Below are 12,615 nucleotides of genomic sequence, written 5' to 3' on the forward strand. Positions count from 1 at the left end.
AAATATCATGTCAAAATTAACACACAAAAATGTGCACAACTATTTTAAGATAAATAGTTTTCATTTAAACGCTGACGAGTTGCGTCGTGTTGCTTATGATTATATAAAGGAAGGTGACGGCAATGAAGTCGCGATAGGGGAATTTTTGCTCGATTGGTTCGATGATAAGGATTATATCGAGATGAAAACTTCCGGAACCACGGGGCTTCCAAAATTAGTGCGATTAGAGAAACAAGCCATGATTCAGTCTGCTTTAGGGACTGGAGACTTTTTCGAATTAGAGCCAGGAAATACAGCTTTACTTTGTTTGCCTGTGCAATTTATAGCCGGCAAAATGATGTTGGTACGTGCTATTATTTTAGGGCTTGAACTGGATGTTGTAGCGCCAAGCACGCAGCCATTGGCTCTTAATACAAAAGTATATGATTTTGTAGCTATGGTGCCTTTGCAGGTTCAGAATTCGATCGATGCTTTGAAAAATGTGAAAAAACTAATTGTAGGTGGGGCTAAAATGGATTCTGCTCTTGAAGAGAAAGTTTTACCACTGATAAAAACTGAAGTCTATGAGACTTATGGTATGACAGAAACCATTACTCATATCGCTGCGAGAAAAGTGGGAGAGAATGTTTTTACTGTTTTGCCAAATGCAAAAATTAGCCAGGATGATCGGGGATGCCTGGTGATTTCTGTTGATGCTATTTCTGATGAACCGATCGTTACCAACGATTTAGTTGAATTGATAAGAGAGAATCAATTTATCTTTCTGGGAAGAATCGATAATGTTATAAATAGTGGAGGAGTGAAGCTTATTCCTGAACAGATAGAGGCAAAACTGATCGGTAAAATAAATACCAGATTCTTTGTAACGGGTGTTCCGGATACTTCGTTGGGAGAAAAATTAATTTTGGTTATCGAAGGCGAGAAACAGGAGTTTGCGCCGGAGTTTTTTGATGTTTTAGGAAAATATGAAAAACCAAAAGAGATTGTTTTTGTGCCGAAGTTTAAAGAAAACGAAAACGGGAAATTATTGCGTAAACCGAGCTTGGTTTAAATAAAATTCCAATATTTTAAATTCCAAATTCCAATTTTTAGGATTGGGATTTGGAATTTTTTATTTATTCAGGGATTGAATTTATTTTAAGTAAGTCTAGTTTTATGTAATTGTATTACAAAGTAAGAAAATTTAGTTATATTTATAAGGTGTTAACTTTAAAACCTAATAATTATGAAACTTATTTTGAATTTTCCAAGTGTTCAGGTGCTAAGCAAGAATGAACTAAAACAAATTAAAGGTGGTGATTATATTTATTATTTAAATGGTTATCAAATGCGCTGCTCAAAACCATTAACGCAAACTCCTACCTGCCAAAATATACCAACTTATTGTTTGATTTCGCCAGATATGTGTCCTGTAGATTTATCCTAGTATAAAACAAAGCCTTTAGATTTAATTCTTTAAAGGCTTTGTTTTTATAATTATTATTTCCTGAAGATAATACTCTGTTAGGAGTTAAATGTTGGTAGAAAAACAGGAGCAGACAAAAAAAATATCCCGCAGGGATTATACATCTATTAATTAAATAGGAATAAAATAAAAAATTCCAAATTCCAATCTTAAAGTTGGAATTTGGAATTTTAAAAAATTTGGAATTTATTTTTATTCAGCAGCTACTGCATTTTTTCTTTCTAACAACGCCATATAAAATCCGTCGAAACCAGACTCAGAAGCCAAAATTTTACGATCTTTTATGAAGGTAAATTGTTTTCCAATTTCAGTTTTTAAGAATTTCTCTACTTGCTCCTGATTTTCTGATGGTAAAACAGAACAAGTTGCGTATACTAATTTTCCGCCTGGTTTTACAATTTTAGAATAGCTTTCTAAAACCTCTGCCTGTACTTTACGAATGTTGTCAATAAACTCAGGTTGTAATTTCCATTTGGCATCAGGGTTTCTTTTAAGAACTCCTAAACCGCTACAAGGCGCATCAATTAAAACACGATCTGCTTTTTCGTGTAATTTTTTAATCACTTTTGTAGTGTCGATGATTCTGTATTCGATATTAAATGCGCCATTTCTTTTGGCTCTTAATTTTAATTGCTTCAGTTTACTTTCGTACAAATCCATTGCAATCAATTGTCCTTTGTTTTCCATCAAAGAAGCGATGTGCAACGTTTTCCCTCCGGCTCCGGCGCAAGTATCTACAACACGCATTCCTGGTTTTACATCAAGAAAACCGGCAACCAATTGTGAGTTAGCATCCTGAACCTCAAAAAGTCCTTGTTTAAAAGCGTCTGTCAAAAATACGTTTGCTCTTTCTTTTAAAACCAAAGCTTCAGGCTGATCTTTTAAATATTCTGTTTCAATATTTAAATCCATCAACGTGTTTCTCAGGCTTTCTTTGGTTCCTTTAAGTGTATTAGTTCTTAAAATAACTTTAGCTGGCTGGTTTTGTGCTGCAATTTCTGTAGACCAAACTTTTTCGCCAAGTTCTTTTACACCCAATTCGTCCATCCAGTCCGGAATAGATTCTTTTAAGGCTCTAATTTTAGAAAGTTCGTCAAAACGTCCTTTTATTTTTCTTTCAGGAGTTCCTTCCAGTTGTTTCCAGTCCGGAATTGGGTATCCTCTTAAAACGGCCCAAACTGCGAACATTCTCCATAAATTCTCTCTGTCGAATGGTTCTTTTACTTCGGCAATTTCTGAGTATAATCGTTTCCAACGAACAATTTCGTATATCGTTTCAGCAACAAACTTCCTGTCAGAACTTCCCCAACGTTTGTCTTTTTTTAATGCTCTTGCTACCACTTTGTCTGCATATTCTCCTTCATTGAAAATTGCATTTAAAGAATCGATGGTAGTATAAACTAAATTTCTGTGTAATCTCATTTTAATTATTTGAGTTGCAAAGGTACTATTAATTGATTGAAAGTTAAATTTTTAATTTTGATTGTTGATTTAACTTCTTTTAAAAAGAAAAAAAAACACCCTAATAAAGTTTATAAGAGTGTTTTTTGAATTTTTTGAATGTATTTTTTGAATTGATTTATTTAATAATTCTGGTCAGTCCGATGTTTTCTGGAGCGTGAAGCACCATTGGGAATTTCTCTATTTTTACCGAACTACTATCTAAACCAAAAGCTCTTTCTTCGGACAAACTCAGTTTCTTGATAAAGAAATAAGAGTTCATGATGATATTTTCGTGCCATCTTAAATCGTTGTCATTCGATAAAAACTTCTCAGACAATACAAATTTAAAGTCCCCAATAATATTGTTTTTGTTTAATGATTCGTAACGGCTGGTAATATCAACTTCGCCACGTTTTACCATATCACGAATTACTTCTCTAAACATTAAATTGATTTTGGTAGGCTCTCTAAATCCTAAATTAAAATCGATTCTGTAAATATCGTCTTTCGCAATCTCGGTAACTTTATATTGCGTTTTGTAAGGTTCCGTTAAGATGTTTACGTGAACAAACCAGTAAATATCAGCTCTTTTTGGACGCTTTTGCAATATTGAATAAATTACCTTTTCTTCAAGTTCATCTACACGATTCGCATTGGTCATATAAACCAAATGTGTGGCGTACTTAGGAATAGATAAGTCTTCGCTCAATTCCATTAATACCTTTTTATAATCGTCAATTTTGATGATTTTGGTGTAGTTTTTATTAATTTTCTTAGCCAGATACCAGATCGTCATTATAGAGATTAAAACAGATGCGATGATTAGTGTTACGTAACCACCATCGGCAAATTTGGTAATATTGGCAATCAGGAAACTGAATTCAATTAATAAATAAATGGTAATAAGCGGCACCATGAAATATAATTTTACACGTTTCATGATTAAGTAATAGTTCAGCAGGATAGTGGTCATGATCATACATAGTACGATTGCTAAACCGTAAGCATGCTCCATATTACTTGATTTTTCGAAATGTAAAACGATTCCAACACAACCAAAAAACAATAACCAGTTAATAGACGGAATGTACAATTGTCCTTTTACTTCTGTAGGATATTTGATTTTTACCTTAGGCCAGAAATTCAGACGCATTGCTTCGTTGATCAGTGTAAATGAACCACTAATAAGGGCTTGAGAAGCAATAACCGCTGCTAAAGTTGCTACAACAATTCCGAATGGTAAAAACCAATGGGGCATAATAAGATAGAACGGATTCCCGTTTTCTCCTCCTAATTGTTGTAATGTACTTCCTTCATGATGCGTTAAATACGCTGCCTGACCAAAATAGTTTAGTACTAAAGTCAGTTTTACAAAGATCCAGCTAATTCTGATGTTTTTTCTACCGCAGTGTCCCATATCTGAGTACAAAGCTTCGGCTCCTGTTGTACATAAAAATACTAATCCAAGAACAAAAAATCCTTCAGGGTGAATTTGCAATAAATGATAAGCATAATAAGGATTGATCGCTTTTATAACTTCAGGATGTTCCAAAATTTGAATAAATCCTAATGTTCCAAGCATGGCAAACCAAATTAACATCATTGGTGCAAAAAACTTCCCAACAAGCTTGGTTCCAAATTGTTGTATGGTAAATAAGATGAATAGAATTCCAATTACAATGTAGACTATTGTCTCGGTTTCCATCGTAGGATAAAACGCTCTGATTCCTTCTACTGCTGATGATATCGAAATAGGCGGAGTTATAATTCCATCGGCAAGCAAGGCACTTCCTCCAATTATGGCGGGCACAATGAGCCATTGAATTTTTGTTTTCTTGACTAAAGCATACAATGCAAAAATACCGCCCTCGCCATGATTATCAGCGCTTAAGGTAATAAGTACATATTTTATGGTAGTTTGTAAAGTCAAAGTCCAAAAAACACATGAGATACCTCCTAATACAATATCCGCGTTTATGATATGTTCGCCAAGTATGGCTTTCATTACATATAAAGGAGAAGTACCGATATCTCCATAAATAATCCCTAATGTGATCAATAAACCCCCTATAGACAACTTACTATGTAAGTTTTTATGCGATGCGCTCATGTATGTTTTTATAAAAGACGGTTGCAAATTTACTGTTTTAAAACAAATTAGCATCAATTATAATTAAAAAGATAAAAAAAAGCACAATCGTTAAATTGTGCTTTAGTTTTTTATTTAGAAATGCGAATTTAATATTAACCTCTTCTTCCGCCGTAGCTTCTTGAACCAGTGCTGCTTTCCCTTTGTGGCTGGCTGCTTCTTGATTCCTGGCTTGCTCTTGGAGCTTCAGAACGTTGTGTGTTTTGAACTCTTGGTGCACTTGATCTGCTTTCTGAACTTCCTCTGTTTTCTGAGTAGTTTCTCGTTGGTTCTGCTCTCTGCGGAGAGGGAGTTTCTGTTCTCTGAGTATAAGTTCCTCTATTATTTGTATTTCTAGGTGTACTTTCTCTTGAAACATTCGAATTGTTCTGACTGTAATCTCTTCTGTTTTCGGTTCTGTTAGTTGTATTTTCAACTCTTACCGGATTGTTATTATTATTTACCATAGCCGAATTATTTCTATTTACAGGAGTTGAACGGTTTGTATTATAAGTTCTATCCGTATTAGTTCTGTTTTCAGCATAGTTTCTGTTTGTAGTTCTATTGTCTGTTGGAGATACTCTATTGGTATTAGATCTATTACTATTGTAAGTATTTTGATTTCTGTTAGATTCTCTGCTTGCAATACGTCTTTGATCTAAATCGTATCTGTTGGTTACATTAGAATGTCTTTGAGCAAAGCTATAGTTTGGACGTCTTGTTTCATAACCGTAAGTACGTCTTGATTCGTATAAAACCGGAGCTCTGTAACTTCTTCTTGTAGTTACATAATTGTAATGATTGTTTATATTGATATAAACTCCAATATTGTTTCTGTATCTGTAAATTGGATAAGGGCTCCATGCAGCATAGTAGGTTGGATAATAATTCCATCCCCAGGTGGAGTAATATGGTCTGTAATTATTTACCCAAAATGAAGTATATATTACTGGTGCAACACTGTAAACCGGCTCATAAATATAATTATCTCCGTATAAATAAGTATTACCTACTACCTGTACGCTTACTTTATTGTAATTATCTCTTTCTACATCGATTGTTGCAATATCTTGGTAAACATCACGATCAAGAACTGCCTGAATAATTACAACATGAGTTCTATCTTCTACAGATTCTATCACACGTAAATAATCTACCTGATCATCGCCATTTAAGTCAAGATTCGAGATTTGGTATTTGGGATCATTCAAACGTCTTTCGAAATCCTGAAGATTGGCTGATTCTCCAAAGATAGAAGCTACTGCTCTTAAGTCTAAGTTATCGCTTATATCTGAATTTTTTGCATATACAGTAGTTTGGCTTTGTGCTGAACAAGAACCAAAAACTAAAGCTGCAAACGCTATTAAAAGTAAATTAGTTTTCATGATAAAATCATATTAAAGATTAATATTCAGAGATATCCAATTACTGTGCCAGAAAAAAACAAGTAACTTATTTTATATGTTATAAATAATTGTATTTTAGCAATAAAAAAAACTGATTTATATGAGAAAAGTAATATTTTTTTTCGGTGCTTTAACTTTGTTAATGTCCTTTAAAGCGCTGAATCATAATGATGAAAGATCATTTTATAGTGGTTTTACTTCAATACAAATAGATACTTTGTTTCAGGATAAAATTAGTATTAGAGCGATCTCAATCGACAAGAATAAAATTTGGTACGGAGCTGATAATTCCCGATTTGGCTATTATGATTTAGATAAAAAAGAGAAGTTTGAAGATCGTATTTATCGTGATACTTTAAATCTGGAATTTAGGAGTATTGCTCAAAATTCTCAAAGCGTATTTTTACTAAGCGTAGGAAATCCTGCACTGCTTTATCAGGTTTCGAAAAAAACACAAAAAGTTAAGTTAGTTTATAAAGAAGTAAATCCAAAGGTGTTTTACGACAGTATGCAATTTTGGAATGATAAGGAAGGAATCGCAATTGGAGATCCCACAGAAGATACTTTTTCGATAATTGTAACACGTGATGGGGGAGAAACCTGGACAAAAATATTATCGGATAAATTGCCTACGAATGCCGAGGGCGAAGCCGCTTTCGCTGCTAGTAATTCGAATATTGTAATAAAAGGAAATGATACATGGCTGGTTTCAGGAGGAAAAAAAGCCCGTGTATTCTATTCTCCGGATAAAGCTAAAACATGGAAAGTAATTGAAACTCCTATTGTTCAGGGAAAAACAATGACCGGTATTTTTACAGCTGATTTTTACGATGCCAAACACGGATTTATTGCCGGTGGTGATTATGAACTTCCCAACAAAAAATCAGATAACAAAGCGTTTACTACAGATGGTGGAAATACCTGGAAATTAATAGGTCAGGAAATGGGGTTTGGATATGCATCTTGTGTGCAGTACGTTCCGGGCGGAAATGGTAAAGAAATTATTTGTGTAGGTTCTGAAGGGATTCAATACTCTCAGAACGGAGGCGAAAACTGGACACAATTATCTACAGATTCAAAACTTTTTACGATTCGTTTTGTAAATAGAAATACTGCAATTGCAGCAGGTCATAATAAAGTAATCCGAATTCGCTTTAAATAACAAGAACCCTAAATAATAAAGTAAGTATTATTATATAGGGTTCCTGTCGCTGTTGTTCTTTTGTCGGCTTTTATTTATTTCCGGCTTTATCCCGATATTGTTTTAATAATTTTCGATTAAAATCATCTTCAGACTTTTTAAGCTTTAATATTTTCTTTGCCGAAAGTATCTTTTTTAAATTGGTATAGTATTTATCACGTAAAAGGTACAATTCCTTATCTGTGCTCTCTATTTGCGATAAAAGAACAGCAGCTTCTTTTTCTGACATCGAACTAATGTTGTCATCGTCTAATTTGCGCAAATAGGTTTTCATTTTTTCGTGACGCAATTCAAATTGTTTATCATCGAACGCATTGTAAACTGGCCAGAATTTCTCTGCTTCTGTTGACGTAAGTTCAAGTTCGGTAGTTAAAAAAGAAACTTTATAAGCCTTAATTTTTTCTCGCTTTTCATCTGTTTTATCATTTTGGGCATAAAATGAGAAAGTAGCAAAGAATAGAATTATTGGTAATATATTTTTAATTTTCATCTTTTGATATTTTTATTTATTCTGAAATTAAATTTTCAATATTTGGGTTTGAAGCCAAAATATCTTCGAGTGTTTCCTGTTCAAGGGCAACACCTTTGCCAAGTTTGTCAATATCTTTAGTATCCAGTTCCTTAATCAAATCATACTGATTTAGGTTAGACTGGTATGATAAATAAGTTTCTAAAGTATCTTCGTCAAGTTCTTTAGAAGTGTTGTTGTAATTGTTTATTATAGGAATCATTAATGCAATAACAACTACAGCTGCAGCCAGTAGTGAAATAACTTTTTTGCGCTTGTAAATCGGAATTACTTTTATTTGTTTTTCTTCGTTTACCTGTTGCAAAATTTTTGCCGAAAAATCATCAAAATAATGCTCCGGAGTTTTAAATCCAGATCTTATTTTCGGTTCGTTTTCTAATCTAAATGCTTTCATAATGTCTATAAGATAGGTTTTGTTACAAAAGGTTTAATTTGTTGTAACATATATTTCAATTTTTTTTACAGCATGATGATAAGATGCTTTCAAAGCGCCAACAGAAGTTCCGAGGATTTCAGCAATTTCTTCGTATTTTAATTCCTGAAAGTACTTCATTTTAAAAACCAATTGTTGCTTTTCCGGCAAAGTTACAATGGCTTTTTGAAGTTTGATCTGAATTTCATCTCCATCAAAATAAACATCGGCTTTTAAATTGTCGATGGTTTTATTCTGCAGCGCTTCAGATGTTAATCCGTTTAGTTTTGCTTTTTGATTTAAAAAAGTCAAAGCTTCATTGGTAGCGATTCGATACATCCAAGAGAAAAGTTTGCTCTCTCCTTTAAAATTTTTTAAATACTGAAAAACTTTTACGAAAGTATTCTGCAATACATCATCTGTATCATCATGATTCAAAACAATGTTTCGAATATGAGAATATAAAGGTTTCTGATAATCAGACAAGAGTTTTTGAAACGCCGTATTTTGCGTTTTAGGATTTAATAATTCTTGTATAAATTCCTTCTCGTCTGTCAAATTCCTCGATTTATCTTATTAGAATGAATTTTAAACAAAAGGTTTAATTGGCCTTGATTATTTTAGAATTCTGATTGCTCTTCCTCCGTAGTTTTAGGAGTTGTTGTCTTAGAAGCCGCTTTTGGTTTCGGTACTACTTTAGGCGCTGCTTTAGGTGTTTCTGCAGGATCTGCTTCTGTAGGTTCTGCATATGTTGGTTCCGTATTTGCTCTGTAAACAGGAGCTTTAACAACAGGAACAGCTTTTGGTTTAACCGGAAAATAAATTTCGGTCATTAGCTTAGACGGACTTTTTACATCTAGTTTGCTTATGGTTAAAATTTCAAGGTGAGACCAGCTTAAATCCGGAGTGATTTTTTCTTTATTGATAAAAGCTGTGGTTTTTGCCATTGCTTCGTTTAGATGCGTGTAATCACCCGTTAGAGTTGTTTTTACCGCTTCAAAACCATCCAGTTTTCCGCCTGAAATATCACTTCCTGCAGTTGTCAGGATTTCTTTGTTTGTAGGCAAACAAATAGAAATTTTTGCCAATCCGGTTGTGGTGTCGTACGTGTGGTAAATAATAAAAGGTTTTCCGTTGGTAGACAAGCCATTGTTTTTGCTAAACTCAATAAGTTTAGGAATAACAATTCTGGCGTTTTTGTTTATTTTCGGTATTTCGCTTGTAAAAGTTTGTCTGATATAGGCAGTTTCCGTTTTTCTTACCACACCATTTACTTTAACAGCATAAGTTTTAGTTTCGTAATCGAGGTTTTTATCAATGTTGGCAAGACTTTTTTCGTAAATAGTTCCAATCACTTTGTCAGAACCTCCGTTTAGAGCGGTATATACTTTAAATAAAAAGCTCATTGTTCCTGTTGCTTTCCAGGTTACTTTGGTTTTTCCTCCCAACGTGTCTTTAAAAGTCCAGTTTACATCAGCTTCTGTTCCGTCATATTTCATTTTTTGCTGAATGCTTTCTCCTTCCTTGGTTTTTAGGGTAATGGCATTTCCGTTTCCTTCGGCTCCAGCCCAATAATATGAGGCGCCATTTCCGGCTGTTTTATTAGGAAATGTCATTTTCATCGAAGGATCTGCTACTGACCACGATTCAAAATCTTCGTAATTTCTAAAATCATTTACATAATTATAAACGGTTGCTTTTGGCGAATTAATCACCTTGCTTCTTTCTACAGAAAAAATCCCTTTTTGGGTAGCGACAAAAACAGTTAGGGCAACTAAGCTTAATAATAATAGTAGGAATAAATATTTTAGAATCTTCATTGGAGTCGTTTATTTTGTGTCGTAAAGTTATAAATTTTATTACTAGTCACGCTAATTGTGCTGCAATAAAAGTACACTTTATAAAATTATATTGGTCAATAAAAGCTTTAAATAAAACGTTTTTGAATAAGTTTAATTGTAAAGCTTCAAAAATATTTTATCCTAAATATAGCAATAAATTTTTCGGGATTATCTTTTAAAGAAAAATTTGATCACAAACAAAAGGGCAATGAAAATCAGGAACACGATTAATACTTTGTAATTTCCTTTATAGAAAATTCGGTGTAATGCGAGATCTTTTCGATAAGCAAATATCATTACGATTACAAATGCAATAAAAAAACAGAGTGCGAATATTAATTGTCCTTGGCTAAACATAGTTGAAAATTATTTTCGGCAAATTTAGAGAATTGTATACGAATAGTTGCTAATTTGGCATTTCATTTAAGCAAATAAAATCATGAGGAAACAACTTGATGCAGTTACTGAATTTCATACTGCCTTTAAAATAGGTCACAGTCAGACGCCAATTGCAGATCTTGGTGAAACTAAAAAAATACTTCGTTATAATTTGATGAAGGAAGAAAATGAAGAATATCTTGAAGCAGTACAAAAGAATGATTTGGTCGAAATTGCTGATGCTCTTGGAGATATGATGTATATTTTGTGCGGAACGATTATCGAACATGGTTTACAGGATAAAATTGAAGCTGTTTTTGATGAAATCCAGCGCAGTAATATGAGTAAACTTGGCGAAGACGGACAGCCAATTTACAGAGAAGACGGAAAAGTAATGAAAGGGCCTAATTATTTTAAGCCGGATTTTTCGAAGCTTTTATAATTTTTTTCCGCAAAGAACGCTAAGTTTTTTTTGCTCGCGTTAACTTCAGGAACACAAAGTTCGCAAAGCTGGTTCGATACAAAGCTTTGTGAGCTTTTTGCTTTTTGTAACGATGACAAAGAGAAAAAAAATAGCGCTCTTTGCGGTAAAATTAGCCCTATATTTAATATCATCATATAGAATAGAAAACCCGACAACTACTAAGCTGTCGGGTTTTTATGTTTAAAACGATCTTTTAGTTATTGAACTTTAACTGTCCATCCAAAAGTATCTTCAGAAAGTTTGTTTTGAAGACTTGTTAGTTTTTCTTTTAAAAGAGAAGCGTATGAATTCTCAACCGGAGTCATTTCATAATAAATATCCTGATAAGAGAAACCTTTAATAACGCTGATCACCGCAGCAGTTCCTGCTCCGAAGATTTCTTTCAAAGATCCGTTTTTAGCAGCTTCTACCAATTCTGAAACAATAACAGGACGAACTTCTACATTAAGACCTTCTTTTTCTGCCATGGCAATCAAACTTTTTCTGGTAATACCATCTAAAATTCTTTCGCTTGTTGGAGCAGTTAATAAAGTATCATTAATTCTAAAGAAAACGTTCATTGTTCCCGCTTCTTCTAGTTTTGTATGTGTTGCATCGTCTGTCCAGATTACTTGCTGGAAACCATCTTTGTTAGCCAGGTTAGTTGGATAAAACTGTGCAGCGTAATTTCCGGCAGCTTTTGCAGCTCCAATTCCACCATTTGCAGCTCTACTATAATGTTCTGCTATAATTACTTTTACTTCGCCGGCATAATAAGATTGTGCAGGAGAAAGTAAAATCATGAATTTATATTCATCAGAAGGATTAGCTACAACGCCAGCGCCAGTAGCAATCATAAAAGGACGGATGTACATGCTGCTTCCGTTTCCTTTTTGAATCCATTCCTGATCGATTTTCAATAATTCATTCAAACCATCCATAAAAATAGATTCCGGAACTTCCGGCATTGCCATACGAACTGCAGAATTATTAAAACGCTTGAAGTTTTCATCAGGTCTAAACAACCAAACATCGTTATTGTCATCTTTGTAAGCTTTCATTCCTTCAAAAATAGCTTGTCCGTAATGAAAGACTTTTGAAGAAGGATCCATTAAAATTGGAGCATAAGGCTTAATGACAGGATTTTGCCACTCTCCATTTTTAAAATCACATTCGAATAAATGGTCTGTAAAAACAGCACCAAAGCTTAAGTTTTGAAAGTCTACTCCGCTTATTTTTGACGAAGTTGCTTTTCTGATTTCAATTTTGCTTGTTTGAGTTGTACTCATAATTATGTAAAGTTTTTATGTAATTTTCATTGTAAAAGAAAGAATCTAAAACAATGATTT

The 12,615-nt window shown here is 33.6% G+C and carries 13 protein-coding genes; 4 read left to right on the plus strand and 9 right to left on the minus strand.

The window, feature by feature from the left end; translation table 11 throughout:
* Positions 1 to 7: 7 nt before the first annotated feature.
* Both GIY83_RS01905 and GIY83_RS01910 read left to right on the plus strand, forming a co-directional pair.
* Positions 8 to 1,051, plus strand: a complete 1,044-nt coding sequence (locus tag GIY83_RS01905) for an AMP-binding protein (RefSeq protein ID WP_194615747.1) — start codon at positions 8 to 10, stop codon at positions 1,049 to 1,051.
* A gap of 174 nt (positions 1,052 to 1,225) precedes the next feature.
* A complete protein-coding gene (locus tag GIY83_RS01910; protein ID WP_208684370.1) occupies positions 1,226 to 1,426 on the plus strand; it encodes a bacteriocin in 201 nt (66 codons plus the stop codon).
* Between the two features lie 231 nt (positions 1,427 to 1,657).
* Here the strand turns inward: GIY83_RS01910 and GIY83_RS01915 are convergent, their stop codons facing one another.
* The 3 genes from GIY83_RS01915 to GIY83_RS01925 all read right to left on the minus strand — a co-directional run bounded on the left by GIY83_RS01915 (position 1,658) and on the right by GIY83_RS01925 (position 6,421).
* Positions 1,658 to 2,887 carry an RsmB/NOP family class I SAM-dependent RNA methyltransferase gene (locus tag GIY83_RS01915; RefSeq protein WP_208684372.1) on the minus strand — a complete coding sequence of 410 codons (1,230 nt, stop codon included), beginning with the start codon at positions 2,885 to 2,887 and terminating at the stop codon, positions 1,658 to 1,660.
* A 157-nt stretch (positions 2,888 to 3,044) separates the two neighbouring features.
* Complete coding sequence (locus GIY83_RS01920; protein ID WP_194615749.1) at positions 3,045 to 5,018, minus strand: KUP/HAK/KT family potassium transporter; 1,974 nt, start codon at positions 5,016 to 5,018, stop codon at positions 3,045 to 3,047.
* 134 nt (positions 5,019 to 5,152) lie between these two features.
* Positions 5,153 to 6,421: a hypothetical protein gene (locus tag GIY83_RS01925; protein WP_208684374.1), complete on the minus strand. Its 1,269-nt coding sequence runs from the start codon at positions 6,419 to 6,421 to the stop codon at positions 5,153 to 5,155.
* Positions 6,422 to 6,542: 121 nt separating this feature from the next.
* On the opposite strand from GIY83_RS01925, the gene GIY83_RS01930 reads away from it, so the two are divergent.
* Entirely contained in the window at positions 6,543 to 7,604 is a 1,062-nt protein-coding gene (locus GIY83_RS01930; RefSeq protein ID WP_194615751.1) for an oxidoreductase, read from the plus strand.
* A gap of 70 nt (positions 7,605 to 7,674) precedes the next feature.
* On the opposite strand, the gene GIY83_RS01935 is transcribed toward GIY83_RS01930, so the two are convergent.
* The 5 genes from GIY83_RS01935 to GIY83_RS24825 all read right to left on the minus strand — a co-directional run bounded on the left by GIY83_RS01935 (position 7,675) and on the right by GIY83_RS24825 (position 10,782).
* Positions 7,675 to 8,133: a sensor of ECF-type sigma factor gene (locus tag GIY83_RS01935; RefSeq protein WP_194615752.1), complete on the minus strand. Its 459-nt coding sequence runs from the start codon at positions 8,131 to 8,133 to the stop codon at positions 7,675 to 7,677.
* Between the two features lie 16 nt (positions 8,134 to 8,149).
* Positions 8,150 to 8,566: a hypothetical protein gene (locus GIY83_RS01940; protein ID WP_208684376.1), complete on the minus strand. Its 417-nt coding sequence runs from the start codon at positions 8,564 to 8,566 to the stop codon at positions 8,150 to 8,152.
* A gap of 33 nt (positions 8,567 to 8,599) precedes the next feature.
* On the minus strand, positions 8,600 to 9,142 hold the full coding sequence (locus GIY83_RS01945) for an RNA polymerase sigma factor (protein ID WP_194615754.1): 543 nt from the start codon (positions 9,140 to 9,142) through the stop codon (positions 8,600 to 8,602).
* Between the two features lie 62 nt (positions 9,143 to 9,204).
* Positions 9,205 to 10,404, minus strand: a complete 1,200-nt coding sequence (locus GIY83_RS01950) for an SRPBCC family protein (protein WP_208684378.1) — start codon at positions 10,402 to 10,404, stop codon at positions 9,205 to 9,207.
* A gap of 189 nt (positions 10,405 to 10,593) precedes the next feature.
* Positions 10,594 to 10,782 (minus strand): hypothetical protein, encoded by a 189-nt coding sequence (locus tag GIY83_RS24825; protein WP_065450561.1) that lies wholly within the window; start codon positions 10,780 to 10,782, stop codon positions 10,594 to 10,596.
* 82 nt (positions 10,783 to 10,864) lie between these two features.
* Between GIY83_RS24825 and GIY83_RS01955 the strand changes: the two genes are divergently transcribed.
* On the plus strand, positions 10,865 to 11,245 hold the full coding sequence (locus GIY83_RS01955) for a nucleoside triphosphate pyrophosphohydrolase family protein (RefSeq protein WP_208684380.1): 381 nt from the start codon (positions 10,865 to 10,867) through the stop codon (positions 11,243 to 11,245).
* Between the two features lie 239 nt (positions 11,246 to 11,484).
* On the opposite strand, the gene GIY83_RS01960 is transcribed toward GIY83_RS01955, so the two are convergent.
* Positions 11,485 to 12,555 carry a branched-chain amino acid aminotransferase gene (locus GIY83_RS01960; protein WP_194615756.1) on the minus strand — a complete coding sequence of 357 codons (1,071 nt, stop codon included), beginning with the start codon at positions 12,553 to 12,555 and terminating at the stop codon, positions 11,485 to 11,487.
* Positions 12,556 to 12,615 lie beyond the last annotated feature (60 nt).

Origin of the sequence: Flavobacterium sp. SLB02 (assembly GCF_009664855.1) — a bacterium.
Classification (GTDB): Bacteria; Bacteroidota; Bacteroidia; order Flavobacteriales; family Flavobacteriaceae; genus Flavobacterium.